The sequence below is a fragment of the Pseudomonas sp. LBUM920 genome, assembly GCF_003852315.1.
GTDB lineage: Bacteria > Pseudomonadota > Gammaproteobacteria > Pseudomonadales > Pseudomonadaceae > Aquipseudomonas.
This window is the reverse complement of sequence record NZ_CP027762.1, coordinates 5,865,024-5,883,220: the sequence shown is the minus strand read 5'-3', so window position 1 is coordinate 5,883,220 and position 18,197 is coordinate 5,865,024. Positions and strand designations below refer to the sequence as shown.

At 56.4% G+C, this 18,197-nt stretch carries 14 protein-coding genes, 2 tRNA genes and 3 rRNA genes; 10 read left to right on the top strand and 9 right to left on the bottom strand.

The features are described from left to right. The first annotated feature begins 18 nt into the window (after positions 1-18). Positions 19-714, top strand: a complete 696-nt coding sequence (locus C4J83_RS27385; protein WP_124418580.1) for a lipoate--protein ligase family protein — start codon at positions 19-21, stop codon at positions 712-714. Here C4J83_RS27385 and crp read toward each other — a convergent pair. Then, positions 711-1,355, bottom strand: a complete 645-nt coding sequence (gene crp, locus C4J83_RS27380; protein WP_106575498.1) for a cAMP-activated global transcriptional regulator CRP — start codon at positions 1,353-1,355, stop codon at positions 711-713. The two genes, C4J83_RS27385 and crp, sit on opposite strands and share 4 nt — an antisense overlap. 250 nt (positions 1,356-1,605) lie before the next feature. On the opposite strand from crp, the gene C4J83_RS27375 reads away from it, so the two are divergent. After that, entirely contained in the window at positions 1,606-2,028 is a 423-nt protein-coding gene (locus tag C4J83_RS27375; RefSeq protein ID WP_005792019.1) for an OsmC family protein, read from the top strand. A gap of 66 nt (positions 2,029-2,094) precedes the next feature. On the opposite strand, the gene coq7 is transcribed toward C4J83_RS27375, so the two are convergent. The 6 genes from coq7 to hemJ all read right to left on the bottom strand — a co-directional run bounded on the left by coq7 (position 2,095) and on the right by hemJ (position 6,547). Beyond that, the gene (coq7, locus tag C4J83_RS27370) at positions 2,095-2,742 is read right to left on the bottom strand and encodes a 2-polyprenyl-3-methyl-6-methoxy-1,4-benzoquinone monooxygenase (RefSeq protein ID WP_124418579.1); all 648 of its coding nucleotides are present in this window, start codon (positions 2,740-2,742) and stop codon (positions 2,095-2,097) included. A gap of 117 nt (positions 2,743-2,859) precedes the next feature. After that, complete coding sequence (locus C4J83_RS27365) at positions 2,860-3,198, bottom strand: histidine triad nucleotide-binding protein (protein WP_106575496.1); 339 nt, start codon at positions 3,196-3,198, stop codon at positions 2,860-2,862. A 45-nt stretch (positions 3,199-3,243) separates the two neighbouring features. Beyond that, positions 3,244-4,032: an SDR family NAD(P)-dependent oxidoreductase gene (locus tag C4J83_RS27360; RefSeq protein WP_119737706.1), complete on the bottom strand. Its 789-nt coding sequence runs from the start codon at positions 4,030-4,032 to the stop codon at positions 3,244-3,246. Between the two features lie 62 nt (positions 4,033-4,094). Then, entirely contained in the window at positions 4,095-5,060 is a 966-nt protein-coding gene (locus tag C4J83_RS27355; RefSeq protein WP_124418578.1) for a DUF805 domain-containing protein, read from the bottom strand. A gap of 71 nt (positions 5,061-5,131) precedes the next feature. Continuing rightward, complete coding sequence (locus tag C4J83_RS27350; RefSeq protein ID WP_124418577.1) at positions 5,132-6,094, bottom strand: NAD(P)H-dependent flavin oxidoreductase; 963 nt, start codon at positions 6,092-6,094, stop codon at positions 5,132-5,134. Between the two features lie 24 nt (positions 6,095-6,118). After that, positions 6,119-6,547 carry a protoporphyrinogen oxidase HemJ gene (gene hemJ, locus C4J83_RS27345; protein ID WP_119737710.1) on the bottom strand — a complete coding sequence of 143 codons (429 nt, stop codon included), beginning with the start codon at positions 6,545-6,547 and terminating at the stop codon, positions 6,119-6,121. A gap of 136 nt (positions 6,548-6,683) precedes the next feature. Here hemJ and argC point away from each other — a divergent pair, with 136 nt between their 5' ends. Next, entirely contained in the window at positions 6,684-7,718 is a 1,035-nt protein-coding gene (argC, locus tag C4J83_RS27340; protein ID WP_106575491.1) for an N-acetyl-gamma-glutamyl-phosphate reductase, read from the top strand. Positions 7,719-7,883: 165 nt separating this feature from the next. After that, a complete protein-coding gene (gene erpA, locus C4J83_RS27335; protein ID WP_003176443.1) occupies positions 7,884-8,234 on the top strand; it encodes an iron-sulfur cluster insertion protein ErpA in 351 nt (116 codons plus the stop codon). A 65-nt stretch (positions 8,235-8,299) separates the two neighbouring features. Here the strand turns inward: erpA and C4J83_RS27330 are convergent, their stop codons facing one another. Beyond that, positions 8,300-9,391: an anhydro-N-acetylmuramic acid kinase gene (locus tag C4J83_RS27330; protein WP_124418576.1), complete on the bottom strand. Its 1,092-nt coding sequence runs from the start codon at positions 9,389-9,391 to the stop codon at positions 8,300-8,302. 3 nt (positions 9,392-9,394) lie between these two features. Beyond that, positions 9,395-10,807, bottom strand: coding sequence for a peptidoglycan DD-metalloendopeptidase family protein (locus tag C4J83_RS27325; RefSeq protein ID WP_124418575.1), 1,413 nt, complete (start codon positions 10,805-10,807; stop codon positions 9,395-9,397). Positions 10,808-11,016: 209 nt separating this feature from the next. Here C4J83_RS27325 and tyrS point away from each other — a divergent pair, with 209 nt between their 5' ends. The 6 genes from tyrS to rrf all read left to right on the top strand — a co-directional run bounded on the left by tyrS (position 11,017) and on the right by rrf (position 17,998). Continuing rightward, on the top strand, positions 11,017-12,216 hold the full coding sequence (tyrS, locus tag C4J83_RS27320; protein ID WP_124418919.1) for a tyrosine--tRNA ligase: 1,200 nt from the start codon (positions 11,017-11,019) through the stop codon (positions 12,214-12,216). Between the two features lie 553 nt (positions 12,217-12,769). Beyond that, positions 12,770-14,306: ribosomal RNA gene (locus tag C4J83_RS27310) — 16S ribosomal RNA — on the top strand. Positions 14,307-14,388: 82 nt separating this feature from the next. Beyond that, positions 14,389-14,465, top strand: a tRNA-Ile gene (locus C4J83_RS27305). A 30-nt stretch (positions 14,466-14,495) separates the two neighbouring features. Then, a tRNA-Ala gene (locus tag C4J83_RS27300) sits at positions 14,496-14,571 on the top strand. 251 nt (positions 14,572-14,822) lie between these two features. Next, positions 14,823-17,714, top strand: a 23S ribosomal RNA gene (locus C4J83_RS27295). Positions 17,715-17,882: 168 nt separating this feature from the next. Then, positions 17,883-17,998 (top strand): 5S ribosomal RNA (gene rrf / locus C4J83_RS27290). Together the 16S, 23S and 5S rRNA genes with 2 tRNA genes alongside form the textbook arrangement of a ribosomal RNA operon. Positions 17,999-18,197 lie beyond the last annotated feature (199 nt).

Below are 18,197 nucleotides of genomic sequence, written 5' to 3'. Positions count from 1 at the left end.
CAGAGAAGTAGGTGTTTGATGATTCAACCCCTATCGATGACCGTAGAAGCAGGCCTCGCTGCCGAACAAGACCTGTTGGCGGCCGTTTGCGCTGGCGAGCGAGCGTTCGGGCTGCTGTTCTGGCAGCCCAGCGACCAAGCATTGGTAATGCCGCGTCGCTTGAGCCGCTTGCCCGCGTTTGAAGCCGCGAGCCGCGTATCAGCCGATGCCGGTTGGCCGGTGCTGCTGCGTGAAACCGGCGGCGAGCCGGTGCCGCAGTCTGGCGCTACCGTCAATATCGCCCTGGTTTACGCGCCGCCGCGCAGCGAAGGTGATCAAGGGCGCATCGAAACCGGTTACCAGCGTTTGTGCCAGCCGATCTGCGATTTATTGATTGAGTTGGGCGGTGACGCGTCCGTCGGTGAAATCGACGGTGCGTTTTGCGACGGTCGTTACAACGTCAACCTCAACGGTCGCAAGATGGTGGGTACCGCCCAGCGCTGGCGACAGAGCGGCGGCCGCCCGGTGGGGTTGGTGCACGGTGCCCTGTTGCTGGATGACGATCGCGAGGAGTTGATTGCAGCCGTCAACCGTTTCAATGAAGCCTGCGGCCTCGACCAGCGTGTACGTGCCGACAGCCATATCGCACTGCATGAAGCCTTTCCCGCGCCGGATGCGATCAGCCGGCTGGATACCTTGTACCGTCAAATGCTGGCCGGCTTCCTGGCGGGTTAACGCGTACCGAACACCACCATGGTCTTGCCTTTGACGTGCACCAGGTTGCGCTCTTCCAGGTCCTTGAGTACGCGACCGACCATTTCCCGTGAGCAGCCGACAATGCGCCCGATTTCCTGACGCGTGACTTTGATCTGCATGCCGTCCGGATGGGTCATGGCATCCGGTTGCTTGCACAGCTCCAGCAGGCAACGGGCCACGCGGCCGGTGACGTCAAAGAACGCCAGGTCACCGACTTTGCGCGTGGTGTCGCGCAGGCGCTGGGCAATCTGGCCGCTCAGGGCGTAAAGGATGTCGGGATCATGCTGGGCCAATTCGCGGAATTTCGCGTAACTGATTTCGGCAACGTCGCATTCAATCTTGGCGCGCACCCAGGCGCTGCGTTCCTGCTCTTTGCCGGCTTGCTCGAACAGCCCCAGTTCCCCGAAGAAATCGCCGGTATTGAGGTAGGCGATGATCATCTCGCGACCGTCTTCATCCTCGATCAGGATAGTGACCGAGCCTTTGATGATGAAGAACAGCGTTTCGGAACGTTCGCCCGCGCAGATGATGTTGTGCTTGGCCGGATAACGCCGGCGCTGGCAATGCATCAGCAGCTTGTCGAGATTCTTGATCTTGGGTGTGGGAGTAAGAGCAACCATGGTTGTATCCCGGAAAGACTGCACGGTGTGGTTGGATTTATTTTTTAATCCAGCGATGTCGGCATTGATACACGCTGTACAAAGGATGGCAATGCGCCATTGAATTGGCGCCAGCTTACCAGACACATTCTGCCTCGATTAAGGAATTTACCGAGCAAACGCTGTCATTGATCGCTTTGAAGGCAGGACGCTGCGGTTCCAAGGCCCTGTGCTAAGCTGGCGACCCTTTTTTAGCAGTGGAGTCTGGGCGATGAAGGCACGCATCCAATGGGCGGGCGAAGCCATGTTCCTCGGTGAGTCGGGCAGTGGCCATGTGGTGGTCATGGATGGCCCGCCGGAAGCCGGTGGCCGTAACCTGGGCGTACGTCCGATGGAAATGCTCCTGCTGGGTGTCGGCGGTTGCAGCAATTTCGACGTGGTCAGCATCCTGAAGAAATCCCGCCAGGCCGTGGAAAGCTGCGAAGCCTTCCTGGAAGCCGAGCGCGCCACTGAAGACCCGAAGGTGTTCACCAAGATCCACATGCATTTCGTGGTGAAGGGCCGGGCGCTGAAAGAAGCCCAGGTCAAGCGTGCCATCGAGCTGTCGGCCGAGAAGTATTGCTCGGCGTCGATCATGCTGGGCGCGGCCGGTGTGGCAATCACTCATGATTATGAAATCATCGAGTTGGGTTGATCGCCAAGCGGCAAAAGAAAAGGGCGCCTGTGTGGCGCCCTTTTTTGTGGGTCAGATTCAATGCACTTAGATGCGATAGGTGCTCTTGGTCATGACTTTGGCCAACAGGCTCATGCCAAAACGCACCGGTGCCGGGAAGCGAAAGCCGCCCGCATCCAGTGCGCTTTCTGCGTGGTGTTCTTCATCGATGCGCATCTGCTCGAGAATGGCCCGGGACTTTTCGTCTTCGGCCGGCAGCTGTTCCAGGTGTTCATCCAAATGTTTGCACACCTGATGTTCCGTCGCTGCGACAAAGCCAAGGCTGACCTTGTCACTGATCAGGCCGGCAGCAGCGCCGATACCAAACGACAAACCATAAAACAGTGGGTTCAGCACGCTCGTATGGCTGCCCAACTGACGAATGCGCTGCTCACACCAGGCCAGGTGGTCGATTTCTTCCTCGGCGGCATGTTCCATCGCCGCCCGCACCTGCGGCAGCTTGGCGGTCAGCGCCTGGCCCTGGTACAACGCCTGGGCACAGACTTCGCCGGTATGGTTGATGCGCATCAGGCCGACGACGTGGCGGGTGTCGGTCTCGCTCATCTGCGAATCCGGCTGCACGATTGCGGGCGATGGGCGGTACGGTTGGCCGCTGAACGGCAACAGCGTGCGCATGGCCATATCGGCTTGCAGCAACAGACGGTCAATCGGCGAGTAGTGACGTTGGGTAGTCATGCTGACCTCCGGGAAGAATCTCGGCGGCCAGTTTACCGCAAGAGAGGGCGAAGCGTTTGCGTTGAGTCAAGGGCATGAAGTCGCAGCACTGGGCCGCGACCTCTGCAGGAAGGCTGATCAGCCCGGTGGCCAGTTCATCTGGCGCTGCCCCAGCACGTGCATATGAATGTGATAAACGGTCTGCCCGCCTTCTTCATTGCAGTTCATCACCACGCGAAAGCCTTTCTCGCAGCCCTGTTCCACAGCCAGACGCTGAGCGGTAAACAGAATATGGCCGGCTAGGGCTTTATCGTCTTCGGTGAGGTCATTGAGGGTGCGGATCGGCTTTTTTGGAATGACCAGAAAATGCACGGGCGCCATCGGGGCAATATCGTGGAAAGCGAGGACCTGGTCATCTTCATAGATGATCTTCGCCGGTATTTCCCTGTTGATGATCTTGGTGAACAGAGTATCCACAGCTGTTTCTCCATTGTGAAAGTGCAGGGGAGTGTACCCAGGCCGTCAACGTGGGCAATAGGCCTTGTTGATCGCGCCGGCAATCTTGCGGGTCAGCCAGCGGGGGCTCAGGCGCGGGCTGAACGCCAGCCAACGGTTGCGCCGCCCGGGAATGATGATGGCTTTGTTTCTTTCCAAGGCTCGCACGGTATAAAGCGCGACTTCTTCCGGGCTCATCAGTTGTTGGCTGCGGTCGAGTTTGGCGGTGTCCATTTGCGCGGTACCAAAAAAGGCTGTGCGTGTGGGGCCGGGGCACAGCACCGAGACCTTGATGCCACAGCTCTTCAACTCTTCGCGCAGCCCTTCGGAGAAGTGCAGTACATACGCCTTGCTGGCGTAATAGCTGCTCATCCATGGGCCCGGCTGAAACGCGGCGACCGAAGCAACGTTAAGAATCTGCCCGCCGCCATGCAGCGCCATGGCATTGCCCAGGGCATGGCACATACGGGTCAGGGCCAGGATGTTGACTTCGATCAGGTCTTGTTCGGTCATCCAGTCCTGGGCCAGGAACGGTCCGCTGGTGCCGATGCCGGCGCAGTTGACCAGCAGGTCGATCTGCCGCTCGCCCTCTTCAAGCTCCAGCAGGAACCCGGACAGGCGCAGCGGCTCGCCCAGATCGCAGGCGCGAAACAACACCTCGACGCCAAAGCGTTGAGTCAATTCGATTGCAATGCTTTCCAACTGATCACGCTGGCGGGCCACCAGAATCAAGCTGCGGCCGCGACGGGCCAATGCTTCGGCCAAGGCCAGGCCGATGCCGCTGGAGGCACCGGTGATCAGAGCGTAACGGGTCATGCCTTTCTCCATCGCAACGCCGCCGGGCCTGTGACAGAGGCATCACAGGCGCCGGGCGTTTCTCACTGTTCTGGAGAGTCTACAGGTTCGGCTGCGTCGTCAGCACTTTGCGCGCCGTCTTCTTCATCGACGATGACGCTTTGATCGGTGTCGTCATCGGCATTGATGGAGCTGCTTTCGTAGCTATTGCTCATATTGGCTTCGAATTGATTCAGGTAACCGTTCATGCCCAGCGTGACAAGGATGGCGAGCATCACCGGAATGAACGCCAGCCACATGGCAGCCAGCACCTTCACCGCAGTAGAGTTGCGTGGTGGCGGAGGGCCGTATTGGTTGGCACCTGGATTACCGGGCAGCACCAGCAGCAACAACGGGAAAACGCTGTTCACCAAGGGCACCAGGTTCAGGAAGTACAGCCAGCCAGACCAGCCCAGATCGTGCAGGCGTTGCACGCCGATTTGCACGCTGACCCAGACCAGTGCAACAAACAGCGCGAAACCCAGCAGCGAGCCGAGAATAGCGCCGGCTATTGGCGAGGCGGTGGCGACGGCGAAACTGGCGGTGCTGATAATGCCCGCGGCGACCAGCATGGCGACGGTCAATACCAACGTCCAGGCCAGGTAGCGCAGGCGACCGATACGCCCGTGAATGGTGAAAACCTTGAGCGTTGCGAATTCCTCGGTGCTATCCCCCACGGCTGCACGGGGTGGCGCGTAAGGCGAGGCGGCGGCGCGCGAAAAATCAGCAGCGCTGGTCTGCGTTTCATGGGTTTCGGCCAAGCTGAACGCCACGGGCTGCTCATCTTCGATGCGGGCATCAACACCGGCGTTTTTCAGCGCAGTCAGGTAGGTCTCGGCATCCGCGCGCGACAGGTCACGCTTGAGTGCAACGGGGCGTCCGGTGAAGAGCTTTTCGATCGACTCGACATCGCTCTTGAACAACTCGGCGAGGTTGAGTTTGGCCGTGGTGCTTTCGACACCCGGGAGCAAGGCTCCGTCAAACACGATCTTGAAACGGTTGTCGCTCATGCGGGCATCCTTGTCACTGGTAAAGGAGGGGAGTTGCCGGCCCGCTTCAATCGGCAGGCCTGGCGAGTGTATCAGCGTGGCCAGCGCAGTTGTGTCGCCTGTTCGCGGGCCTTGCGGTATTCGGCATCCAGGCGGGCAATCAGTTCATCGACGCCGGGCAGATCATCAATCTCACCGACGCCCTGGCCCGCAGACCACACCGTTTTCCATGCCTTGGCCTCGTCGCTCAACGGCTTGAGCTTGGAGCCAAAGTTGACTTCGCCTTTGCCCTGTAAGGCTGCGAGGTCGAAACCGGCGTTTTCCAGACTCTGGCGCATAAAGCTGGCGGGCACGCCGGACACTGCGGGAGTGTGCACGATGTCGGCGGCACGCGATGTGAGGAGCATCTCTTTATACGCATCCGGGGCATGGCTTTCAGTGGTGCCGATAAAGCGTGTGCCGAAGTAGGCGAGGTCTGCGCCCAACAGTTGGGCGGCAAGGATCTCGTGGCCATGGTTGAGGCAGCCTGCCAACAGCAGGGTTTTGTCGAAGAACTGCCGAATCTCGGCGATCAGCGCGAACGGACTCCAGGTGCCGGCATGGCCCCCGGCGCCTGCAGCCACGGCGATCAGGCCGTCAACACCAGCCTCTGCGGCTTTCTCGGCGTGGCGCCGGGTGGTGACGTCGTGTAACACCAGACCGCCGTAGCTGTGCACGGCATCGACCAGTTCTTTCACCGCACCCAGGCTGGTGATGACGATCGGCACTTTGTGCGCCACACAGATCGCCAGATCGGCCTCCAGGCGGGGGTTGCTGTTGTGCACGATCAGGTTGACGGCATACGGCGCGGGGTTATCCAGCTGCGCCAGGCCCGCTTCGATTTCTTCCAGCCAGGCCTCGAAGCCGCTGCTTTCACGTTGGTTCAGTGCCGGGAAACTCCCGACCACGCCATTGCGACAGCAGGCCAGTACCAGTTGCGGGTTGGAAATCAGGAACATCGGCGCAGCCACCACGGGCAGGCGCAGACGTTGTTCAAGCAAAGCGGGCAGCGACATTGGAGGTACCCCGAGTGATTGAAGTTAGAACGGTTTGACCACGACCAAAATTACGATAGCCAGCAATATCAGAACCGGTACTTCATTGAACCAGCGATAAAAGACATGGCTGCGGGTGTTTTCGCCACGGGCAAAGCGTTTTACCTGTGCGCCGCACATATGGTGGTAACCGATGAGCAGCACGACCAGGGTCAGTTTGGCGTGGATCCAGGCACCGGATTGAAAGATGGCAGGGTTGAGGTAGATCAGCCAGCCGCCGAATATCAGCGTGGCGATCATCGCCGGGCCCATGATGCCGCGGTAGAGCTTGCGCTCCATGACGCTGAAGCGTTCTTTGCTGACGGTGTCTTCACTTTGGGCGTGATAGACGAACAGGCGGGGCAGGTAGAACAGCCCGGCAAACCAGCAGACGATAGCGACGATGTGGAAGGCTTTGATCCATAGATAGAGCATTTCTAGTTATTCCCAGGTTCACGGTAACTGAAGATAGTAGTGGCTCATGCGCCCGTACGTCACGTTGACGGTTGTCGCAGGGCGATGTGGCCCCTATTATCGACGGCTTTCCAGTGGGTTCGTTGAGGGCAGGTTTATGGTCAAGGTCGGTATCGTCGGCGGCACGGGTTACACCGGTGTCGAATTGCTGCGTCTGTTGGCTCAGCATCCGCAAGCTGAGGTGGTGGTTATCACTTCCCGATCCGAGGCCGGACTGGCCGTGGCCGATATGTACCCCAACCTGCGAGGCCACTACGACGGGCTGGCGTTCAGCGTGCCGGACATCAAGACCCTTGGCGCCTGTGACGTGGTGTTTTTCGCGACGCCTCACGGGGTGGCGCATGCACTGGCCGGTGAACTGCTGGCGGCGGGGACCAAGGTCATTGATCTGTCGGCCGATTTCCGTCTGCAGGATGCTGACGAATGGGCCAAATGGTACGGCCAGCCGCACGGCGCGCCTCAATTGCTGGAAGAGGCGGTATACGGCCTGCCTGAAGTCAATCGCGAGCAGATCAGGCAAGCACGCCTGATCGCGGTGCCGGGTTGCTACCCGACTGCCACGCAGTTGGGTTTCCTGCCATTGCTCGAAGCCGGGCTGGCGGACACTTCGCGCCTGATCGCAGACTGCAAGTCGGGTGTGAGCGGCGCCGGTCGTGGGGCAGCTGTGGGTTCGCTGTACTCCGAAACGTCCGAAAGCATGAAAGCCTATGCGGTAAAAGGGCACCGCCACTTGCCGGAAATTCGTCAAGGGCTGCGGCGTGCCGCTGGCAAGGAGGTCGGTCTGACGTTCGTGCCGCACCTGACGCCGATGATTCGTGGCATTCACTCCACGCTGTACGCAACTGTGGTCGATCGTTCGGTAGATCTGCAGGCGCTGTTTGAAAAGCGTTATGCCAACGAACCGTTCGTCGATGTAATGCCAGCTGGCAGCCATCCGGAAACCCGCAGCGTGCGTGGTGCCAACGTCTGCCGTATTGCCGTGCACCGTCCGCAGGATGGCGACCTGGTGGTGGTGTTGTCGGTCATCGACAACCTGGTCAAGGGCGCCTCGGGCCAGGCGGTGCAGAACCTGAACATCCTGTTTGGCCTGGATGAAAAGCTGGGCCTGTCCCATGCGGGCATGCTGCCGTAAGGCTTGCCTGCTGCTGTGCAAAAGGCCTGTTGATCGGGCCTTTTGTGTTTTTAATGGCGGCAACGCAGATTGATATACCGTAACAATAGTTGACCGCTTTTCTAGGAGAAGCGGATAATGCCCGCCATTACGCATATGGCGGCGGTACGCCGGGAGATTATCAGCATGAGCGTTGAGTCCTTCACCCCCACGGCTTTGCAATTCACCCACGGTGCTGCGCACAAGGTGAAGAGCCTGGTCGATGAAGAGGGTAATGATCGCTTGAAGCTGCGCGTATTTGTTACGGGCGGCGGTTGTTCAGGGTTTCAGTACGGTTTTACCTTCGATGAAGATGTGGCCGATGATGACACTATCGTCGAGCGCGAAGGCGTCAGCCTGGTCGTGGACCCGATGAGCTTCCAGTACCTGGCAGGTGCCGAGGTGGATTACCAGGAAGGTCTGGAAGGTTCGCGTTTCGTGATCAAGAACCCGAATGCCACCACGACGTGTGGGTGCGGGTCTTCGTTCTCGATCTGATCCATAGCAGATAAAAAAACGCCGCTTGGCTTTGAAAGGCCAAGCGGCGTTTTGCTGTCTGGGAGTCAGGCCGGGTAAATCGCGCCCAGTACCCGCAGCCCACGTGCGCCGGTGACGCTGGGGCGGTTGGCGGCAATGCCTTCAAGGCAGCAATGGGCCAGCCAGGCAAAGGCCATGGCTTCGACCCAGTCGGGATCGACGCCATAAGTGGTGGTGCTGCTGACCTGGGTGGACGGCAGCAGCGCCGCCAGACGGTTCATCAGCGTGGCGTTATGCGCGCCGCCACCACAGACCAGTAGTGTTTCAGTCGCGGACTGTGCGGTTTGCAGGGATTCAACGATGGTCAGCGCCGTCAGTTCAAGCAGGGTTGCCTGTACGTCCTGAGGCTTAAACGCGGGTAATGTGCCGAGGTGTTGCTGCAGCCAGCTCAGGTTGAAGACTTCACGTCCGGTACTTTTCGGGCCTTTGGTGAGGAAGAAGGGGTCGCTGAGTAGGCGGCTGAGCAACTGAGGCTCAACCTTGCCACTGGCGGCCCACTGCCCGTCGCGGTCAAAGTGCTCGCCGCGCTGTTGGTGAATCCAGGCATCCAGCAAGACGTTTCCGGGGCCGCAGTCGAATCCGGCGACCGGCTTGCCGGTCTCGATCAGGCTGAGGTTGCTGAACCCGCCTACGTTTAATACGGCACGGTTGCCGGCACGCTCACCGAACAACGCCTCATGAAACGCCGGCACGAGCGGCGCGCCCTGGCCGCCGGCAGCGACGTCGCGGCTGCGGAAGTCGCTGACCACGGTGATGCCTGTCAGCTCGGTGAGCAGCGCAGGGTTACCGATCTGAACGGTAAAGCCACGGGCCGGCTCATGGCGGATCGTCTGCCCGTGGCTGCCAATGGCGCGAATGTCTTCCGGCTTGAGGTTGTGCTGTTGCAGCAAGGCGTGGATGCCCTGGGCGGCGAGCGTTACCCAGTGTTGCTGGGCCATCGCTGAACGTGCGATCTCATCCGGGCCGCTGGCGCACAGGCTTAGCAACTCGGCGCGCAGGGTCTCGGGCATCGGGATGTAGTGCGTGGCGATCAACTTGATCGCCGGGTCTTGTTCGATCAGGGCGATATCCAGGCCATCAAGGCTGGTCCCGGACATCACACCTATATAGCGCGGCATACCTTAGCGCTTCGCCGAGGCCAGCAGGGTAGAGCGCTCCTGGTCCATGCGGGCCATCAGCGGCTGGCTTTGCTGCAGGAAGCGTGCGCGCTCGGCTTTGGCGATCGGGTCGGCCATCGGCAGCTTCTGGCCCAATGGGTCGACGTGAACGCCATTCACCTGGAATTCATAGTGCAAGTGCGGGCCAGTGGACAGGCCAGTGGTGCCGATGTAGCCGATCACCTGGCCTTGCTTGACGTTACTGCCTGTGGACACGCCTTTGGCGAACCCTTGCATGTGGCCATACAGCGTGCGGTAGGTGTTGCCGTGCTGGATGATCACGGTATTGCCGTAGCCACCGCGACGCCCGGCCAGCAACACCTTGCCATCGCCGGCTGCTTTGATCGGCGTGCCACGCGGGGCGGCATAGTCGACGCCTTTGTGAGCGCGGATCTTGTTCAGGATCGGGTGTTTGCGGCCCATGGAGAAACGTGAGCTGATGCGGGCGAAATCTACCGGCGTGCGGATGAACGCCTTGCGCATGCTGTTGCCATCAGCCGTGTAGTAGCTGGTATTGCCTTGTTTGTTGGTATAGCGAACGGCGGTGTAGGTCTTGCCACGGTTGGTGAAACGCGCCGAAAGGATGGCGCCGGTGCCGACCACTTTGCCGTTGGCGACTTTCTGCTCGTAGATCACGTCGAATTCGTCGCCTTGGCGAATGTCCTGAGCGAAGTCGATGTCGTAGCCAAACACACTGGCCATGTCCATGGTCATGCTGTGGGACAAGCCAGCGCGGGCGGCCGATTGCGACAGCGAGCTGTTGATCACGCCATGTATGTAGGCGGAGCGCATCACCGGTTTGGTGGTGATGCGGTTGAAGGCAAAGCCTTTGGCGCCTTTGGTCAGCGAGATGCTTTCGAGGTCGCTGACATTGCTGTGCAGGTTGTTCAGCTGACCGTTGGGTGCCAGCTCGAACTGAAGCTTCTGCCCGTGCTTGAGCTGAGTGAATTGTTTGGCTTGTTTATCGCTCGCCAACACCTCATTAACAGTAGAGGCGGGCAGGCCCACTTTCTCGAACATCGTTGAGAGAGTGTCGCCTTTGGCCACGATCACTTCGCGGTGCAGGGGGTTCTTGTCCGCAACGGCCGCAGGCGGCTCTTGAGTGGCTTGTTGAGTGTCTTCGGGAGTGCTTTCTATCTGCGCAAAGGGTGATTCGGTTGGTGCATTTGTGGCTTGTTGCGCTTCAGCAGCGTCTTGATCTTGTGTCAGTTGTTCAACTGGACTTTCCAGGTCAAGGCTCAGGGACGTTCGTTTGGCTTCTACGTCACTGGAAGGGAATACCAGGAGTGCCAGGCTGAGAAGAGCGGCGATACCACTTGCGGCGAGCAGGTGGGTCTTCGGGTAAAGCGGCGGCGCTTTAGACGGTTCTGTGGTCATAAGTAATTTTGACTTTGAAGATGAAATGGAAAAGATGAATGACATGATGAAGATGAAATAACTGTATAAAATATAACCAAATCATCTGTGGCGCAAGCTTGCGAACGCTGGGCTTGCTGAACGGTGTCCGTGCGCAGGGCAAAACTTGTAATTAGTCCCTGATCTTGTATGGTTGGTTCCCTTTTGAATCTGAGCCTTGCGGGTCTGTTATGAAGTCGGTTGAAGAGCAGCTAGCGCTGATAAAACGTGGTGCGGAAGAACTGTTGGTCGAGGCCGAGCTGATCGAAAAGCTCAAGCGTGGCCAACCCCTGCGTATTAAGGCTGGCTTCGATCCAACGGCGCCGGATCTGCACCTGGGTCACACCGTGCTTATTAATAAGCTGCGTCAGTTCCAGGAGCTGGGGCATCAAGTCATCTTCCTTATAGGTGACTTCACCGGGATGATCGGTGATCCAAGCGGCAAGAGCGCAACGCGCCCGCCGCTGACCCGTGAGCAGGTTCTCGACAATGCCGAGACCTATAAGACTCAGGTGTTCAAGATTCTGGATCCGGCCAAGACCGAGGTGGCCTTCAACTCCACCTGGATGGACAAGATGGGGCCGGCTGACTTTATCCGCCTGACATCCCAGTACACCGTGGCGCGCATGCTTGAGCGCGATGACTTCGACAAGCGCTACTCCACTAATCAGCCGATCGCGATTCACGAGTTCCTGTACCCGCTGGTTCAAGGGTATGACTCGGTGGCGTTGCGCGCGGACGTTGAGTTGGGGGGCACCGATCAGAAGTTCAACCTGCTGATGGGGCGTGAGTTGCAGCGTGCGTATGGGCAAGAGGCGCAGTGCGTTCTGACCATGCCGTTGCTGGAGGGGTTGGATGGCGTCAAGAAGATGTCCAAGTCCTTGGGTAACTATGTAGGTATTCAGGAAGCGCCGGGTGTGATGTACGGCAAGCTGGTTTCAATTCCGGACGCGTTGATGTGGCGTTACTTTGAGCTCTTGAGTTTCCGCTCGATGAATGAGATCAATGCGCTGCGTGCTGACGTCGAGGCGGGTGCCAATCCGCGTGACGTCAAGATCAAGTTGGCCGAAGAGATTGTGGCGCGCTTTCATGGCGAAGAGGCTGCGGCAAGTGCTCACCGTGCGGCAGGCAATCGTATGAAGGATGGCGAGTTGCCGGATGATCTGCCGGAGATCGAGCTGACTGCTGCTGAAGCGATGCCGATCGCTGCAGTGCTTAACAAAGCTGGCTTGGTGAAGAACTCGGCGGTTGCGCGTGACCTGTTGGGTTCCGGCGGCGTGCGTATAGATGGTGAGGTTGTTGATCGCACCTTTATATACGAGCTGGGCGCTACCCACGTTTGCCAGGCTGGTAAGAAGGCATTTGCGCGTATTACGCTTAAATCCGAATAAACCTGAAATTAAGTGTTGACGGCGTTTTATATCTGTCTATAATTCGCCCCACTTCCGGCGCAGTCGAAACGGAAAACTCCTTGGTAAACAAAGAGTTACGCAGAATTCGACAGCGAGTTGCTTCAGTTCATCGAAGTCCAGAAGGAGTTGGTAGAGCAGTGTTGTTTGGCTCTATTAACGTTTCGATCTTCTCGGTCGAAAGCGGAGAAAAAGAGGTGTTGACAGCAGCGTGTAACGCTGTAGAATTCGCCTCCCGCTAACGAGAGATCGGAAGCGCAAGTGGTTGAAGTTGTTGAAGAAATCTTCGAAAACTTCTGAAAATAATCACTTGACAGCAAATGAGGCTGCTGTAGAATGCGCGCCTCGGTTGAGACGAAAGATCTTAACCAACCGCTCTTTAACAACTGAATCAAGCAATTCGTGTGGGTGCTTGTGGAGTAAGACTGATAGTCAACAAGATTATCAGCATCACAAGTTACTCCGCGAGAAATCAAAGATGTAACCAACGATTGCTGAGCCAAGTTTAGGGTTTCTTAAAAACCCAAAGATGTTTGAACTGAAGAGTTTGATCATGGCTCAGATTGAACGCTGGCGGCAGGCCTAACACATGCAAGTCGAGCGGTAGAGAGAAGCTTGCTTCTCTTGAGAGCGGCGGACGGGTGAGTAATGCCTAGGAATCTGCCTGGTAGTGGGGGATAACGTTCGGAAACGGACGCTAATACCGCATACGTCCTACGGGAGAAAGCAGGGGACCTTCGGGCCTTGCGCTATCAGATGAGCCTAGGTCGGATTAGCTAGTTGGTGAGGTAATGGCTCACCAAGGCGACGATCCGTAACTGGTCTGAGAGGATGATCAGTCACACTGGAACTGAGACACGGTCCAGACTCCTACGGGAGGCAGCAGTGGGGAATATTGGACAATGGGCGAAAGCCTGATCCAGCCATGCCGCGTGTGTGAAGAAGGTCTTCGGATTGTAAAGCACTTTAAGTTGGGAGGAAGGGCATTAACCTAATACGTTAGTGTTTTGACGTTACCGACAGAATAAGCACCGGCTAACTCTGTGCCAGCAGCCGCGGTAATACAGAGGGTGCAAGCGTTAATCGGAATTACTGGGCGTAAAGCGCGCGTAGGTGGTTTGTTAAGTTGGATGTGAAATCCCCGGGCTCAACCTGGGAACTGCATTCAAAACTGACTGACTAGAGTATGGTAGAGGGTGGTGGAATTTCCTGTGTAGCGGTGAAATGCGTAGATATAGGAAGGAACACCAGTGGCGAAGGCGACCACCTGGACTAATACTGACACTGAGGTGCGAAAGCGTGGGGAGCAAACAGGATTAGATACCCTGGTAGTCCACGCCGTAAACGATGTCAACTAGCCGTTGGAAGCCTTGAGCTTTTAGTGGCGCAGCTAACGCATTAAGTTGACCGCCTGGGGAGTACGGCCGCAAGGTTAAAACTCAAATGAATTGACGGGGGCCCGCACAAGCGGTGGAGCATGTGGTTTAATTCGAAGCAACGCGAAGAACCTTACCAGGCCTTGACATCCAATGAACTTTCTAGAGATAGATTGGTGCCTTCGGGAACATTGAGACAGGTGCTGCATGGCTGTCGTCAGCTCGTGTCGTGAGATGTTGGGTTAAGTCCCGTAACGAGCGCAACCCTTGTCCTTAGTTACCAGCACGTAATGGTGGGCACTCTAAGGAGACTGCCGGTGACAAACCGGAGGAAGGTGGGGATGACGTCAAGTCATCATGGCCCTTACGGCCTGGGCTACACACGTGCTACAATGGTCGGTACAGAGGGTTGCCAAGCCGCGAGGTGGAGCTAATCCCACAAAACCGATCGTAGTCCGGATCGCAGTCTGCAACTCGACTGCGTGAAGTCGGAATCGCTAGTAATCGCGAATCAGAATGTCGCGGTGAATACGTTCCCGGGCCTTGTACACACCGCCCGTCACACCATGGGAGTGGGTTGCACCAGAAGTAGCTAGTCTAACCTTCGGGAGGACGGTTACCACGGTGTGATTCATGACTGGGGTGAAGTCGTAACAAGGTAGCCGTAGGGGAACCTGCGGCTGGATCACCTCCTTAATCGACGACATCAGCTGCTCCATAAGTTCCCACACGAATTGCTTGATTCATTGAAGAAGACGATAAGAAGCAGCCCGAAATTGGGTCTGTAGCTCAGTTGGTTAGAGCGCACCCCTGATAAGGGTGAGGTCGGCAGTTCGAATCTGCCCAGACCCACCAATTTTGTGTGGGAAACGCCTGTAGAAATACGGGGCCATAGCTCAGCTGGGAGAGCGCCTGCCTTGCACGCAGGAGGTCAACGGTTCGATCCCGTTTGGCTCCACCACTACTGCTTCTGAAAGTTTTGAAAGCTTAGAAATGAGCATTCCATCAAAGTGATGGTGAATGTTGATTTCTAGTCTTTGATTAGATCGTTCTTTAAAAATTTGGGTATGTGATAGAAAGATAGACTGAACGTTACTTTCACTGGTAACGGATCAGGCTAAGGTAAAATTTGTGAGTTACTCGTAATTGAGTATTATCGAATTTTCGGCGAATGTTGTCTTCACAGTATAACCAGATTGCTTGGGGTTATATGGTCAAGTGAAGAAGCGCATACGGTGGATGCCTTGGCAGTCAGAGGCGATGAAAGACGTGGTAGCCTGCGAAAAGCTTCGGGGAGTCGGCAAACAGACTTTGATCCGGAGATGTCTGAATGGGGGAACCCAGCCATCATAAGATGGTTACCTTACACTGAATACATAGGTGTAAGGGGCGAACCAGGGGAACTGAAACATCTAAGTACCCTGAGGAAAAGAAATCAACCGAGATTCCCTTAGTAGTGGCGAGCGAACGGGGACTAGCCCTTAAGTGGCTTTGAGATTAGCGGAACGCTCTGGAAAGTGCGGCCATAGTGGGTGATAGCCCTGTACGCGAAAATCTCTTAGTCATGAAATCGAGTAGGACGGAGCACGAGAAACTTTGTCTGAATATGGGGGGACCATCCTCCAAGGCTAAATACTACTGACTGACCGATAGTGAACTAGTACCGTGAGGGAAAGGCGAAAAGAACCCCGGAGAGGGGAGTGAAATAGATCCTGAAACCGTATGCGTACAAGCAGTGGGAGCAGACTTTGTTCTGTGACTGCGTACCTTTTGTATAATGGGTCAGCGACTTATTTTCAGTGGCGAGCTTAACCGAATAGGGGAGGCGTAGCGAAAGCGAGTCTTAATAGGGCGTCTAGTCGCTGGGAATAGACCCGAAACCGGGCGATCTATCCATGGGCAGGTTGAAGGTTGGGTAACACTAACTGGAGGACCGAACCGACTACCGTTGAAAAGTTAGCGGATGACCTGTGGATCGGAGTGAAAGGCTAATCAAGCTCGGAGATAGCTGGTTCTCCTCGAAAGCTATTTAGGTAGCGCCTCATGTATCACTGTAGGGGGTAGAGCACTGTTTCGGCTAGGGGGTCATCCCGACTTACCAAACCGATGCAAACTCCGAATACCTACAAGTGCCGAGCATGGGAGACACACGGCGGGTGCTAACGTCCGTCGTGAAAAGGGAAACAACCCAGACCGTCAGCTAAGGTCCCAAAGTTATGGTTAAGTGGGAAACGATGTGGGAAGGCTTAGACAGCTAGGAGGTTGGCTTAGAAGCAGCCACCCTTTAAAGAAAGCGTAATAGCTCACTAGTCGAGTCGGCCTGCGCGGAAGATGTAACGGGGCTCAAACCATACACCGAAGCTACGGGTATCACGTAAGTGATGCGGTAGAGGAGCGTTCTGTAAGCCTGTGAAGGTGAGTTGAGAAGCTTGCTGGAGGTATCAGAAGTGCGAATGCTGACATGAGTAACGACAATGGGTGTGAAAAACACCCACGCCGAAAGACCAAGGTTTCCTGCGCAACGTTAATCGACGCAGGGTTAGTCGGTCCCTAAGGCGAGGCTGAAAAGCGTAGTCGATGGAAAACAGGTTAATATTCCTGTACTTCTGGTTATTGCGATGGAGGGACGGAGAAGGCTAGGCCAGCTTGGCGTTGGTTGTCCAAGTTTAAGGTGGTAGGCTGGAATCTTAGGTAAATCCGGGATTCTAAGGCCGAGAGCTGATGACGAGTTAACTTTTAGTTAACGAAGTGGTTGATGCCATGCTTCCAAGAAAAGCTTCTAAGCTTCAGGTAACCAGGAACCGTACCCCAAACCGACACAGGTGGTTGGGTAGAGAATACCAAGGCGCTTGAGAGAACTCGGGTGAAGGAACTAGGCAAAATGGCACCGTAACTTCGGGAGAAGGTGCGCCGGTGAGGGTGAAGGACTTGCTCCGTAAGCTCATGCCGGTCGAAGATACCAGGCCGCTGCGACTGTTTATTAAAAACACAGCACTCTGCAAACACGAAAGTGGACGTATAGGGTGTGACGCCTGCCCGGTGCCGGAAGGTTAATTGATGGGGTTAGCTAACGCGAAGCTCTTGATCGAAGCCCCGGTAAACGGCGGCCGTAACTATAACGGTCCTAAGGTAGCGAAATTCCTTGTCGGGTAAGTTCCGACCTGCACGAATGGCGTAACGATGGCGGCGCTGTCTCCACCCGAGACTCAGTGAAATTGAAATCGCTGTGAAGATGCAGTGTATCCGCGGCTAGACGGAAAGACCCCGTGAACCTTTACTATAGCTTTGCACTGGACTTTGAATTTGCTTGTGTAGGATAGGTGGGAGGCTTTGAAGCGTGGACGCCAGTCTGCGTGGAGCCAACCTTGAAATACCACCCTGGCAACTTTGAGGTTCTAACTCAGGTCCGTTATCCGGATCGAGGACAGTGTATGGTGGGTAGTTTGACTGGGGCGGTCTCCTCCTAAAGAGTAACGGAGGAGTACGAAGGTGCGCTCAGACCGGTCGGAAATCGGTCGTAGAGTATAAAGGCAAAAGCGCGCTTGACTGCGAGACAGACACGTCGAGCAGGTACGAAAGTAGGTCTTAGTGATCCGGTGGTTCTGTATGGAAGGGCCATCGCTCAACGGATAAAAGGTACTCCGGGGATAACAGGCTGATACCGCCCAAGAGTTCATATCGACGGCGGTGTTTGGCACCTCGATGTCGGCTCATCACATCCTGGGGCTGAAGCCGGTCCCAAGGGTATGGCTGTTCGCCATTTAAAGTGGTACGCGAGCTGGGTTTAGAACGTCGTGAGACAGTTCGGTCCCTATCTGCCGTGGACGTTTGAGATTTGAGAGGGGCTGCTCCTAGTACGAGAGGACCGGAGTGGACGAACCTCTGGTGTTCCGGTTGTCACGCCAGTGGCATTGCCGGGTAGCTATGTTCGGAATAGATAACCGCTGAAAGCATCTAAGCGGGAAACTAGCCTCAAGATGAGATCTCACTGGAACCTTGAGTTCCCTGAAGGGCCGTCGAAGACTACGACGTTGATAGGTTGGGTGTGTAAGCGCTGTGAGGCGTTGAGCTAACCAATACTAATTGCCCGTGAGGCTTGACCATATAACACCCAAGCAATTTGCATGCTCTGCGCTGAAAGGCAAAGAGACCAGATTGCGGTGTGTGAAGACGAAATGAACCGAAAGTTCGAATCTCACAAAACACCGAAAGCTGTCACATACCCAATTTGCTGAAGCGAGGCCATCTGGTCACGACTCAGTACCCGAATTTCTTGACGACCATAGAGCATTGGAACCACCTGATCCCATCCCGAACTCAGCAGTGAAACGATGCATCGCCGATGGTAGTGTGGGGTTTCCCCATGTGAGAGTAGGTCATCGTCAGGATTAAATTCCAGAGCCCCTGTTTGCTAACGCAAACAGGGGTTTTGTTTTGGGCGGTCGAAAAATGCAGGTATGAAGGCATCGCGATGCGCCAACGATAATGTGTGCTTTCCTGATAGGCCCAGCTCCCAAACTTCCCGCTACATGCGGGGCATGGGCGCTAAATCCCGGCCTTTCTATGCAATGGCCTTGCGCATGGCTA

Coding starts and splice junctions, on each gene's coding strand:
- crp (WP_106575498.1), bottom strand. CDS start 1,355: ATGGTTGCTCTTACTCCCACACCCAAGATCAAGAATCTCGACAAGCTG.
- C4J83_RS27350 (WP_124418577.1), bottom strand. CDS start 6,094: ATGTCGCTGCCCGCTTTGCTTGAACAACGTCTGCGCCTGCCCGTGGTG.
- C4J83_RS27385 (WP_124418580.1), top strand. CDS start 19: ATGATTCAACCCCTATCGATGACCGTAGAAGCAGGCCTCGCTGCCGAA.
- C4J83_RS27355 (WP_124418578.1), bottom strand. CDS start 5,060: ATGAGCGACAACCGTTTCAAGATCGTGTTTGACGGAGCCTTGCTCCCG.
- argC (WP_106575491.1), top strand. CDS start 6,684: ATGGTCAAGGTCGGTATCGTCGGCGGCACGGGTTACACCGGTGTCGAA.
- hemJ (WP_119737710.1), bottom strand. CDS start 6,547: ATGCTCTATCTATGGATCAAAGCCTTCCACATCGTCGCTATCGTCTGC.
- tyrS (WP_124418919.1), top strand. CDS start 11,017: ATGAAGTCGGTTGAAGAGCAGCTAGCGCTGATAAAACGTGGTGCGGAA.
- coq7 (WP_124418579.1), bottom strand. CDS start 2,742: ATGACTACCCAACGTCACTACTCGCCGATTGACCGTCTGTTGCTGCAA.
- C4J83_RS27330 (WP_124418576.1), bottom strand. CDS start 9,391: ATGCCGCGCTATATAGGTGTGATGTCCGGGACCAGCCTTGATGGCCTG.
- C4J83_RS27375 (WP_005792019.1), top strand. CDS start 1,606: ATGAAGGCACGCATCCAATGGGCGGGCGAAGCCATGTTCCTCGGTGAG.
- erpA (WP_003176443.1), top strand. CDS start 7,884: ATGAGCGTTGAGTCCTTCACCCCCACGGCTTTGCAATTCACCCACGGT.
- C4J83_RS27325 (WP_124418575.1), bottom strand. CDS start 10,807: ATGACCACAGAACCGTCTAAAGCGCCGCCGCTTTACCCGAAGACCCAC.
- C4J83_RS27360 (WP_119737706.1), bottom strand. CDS start 4,032: ATGACCCGTTACGCTCTGATCACCGGTGCCTCCAGCGGCATCGGCCTG.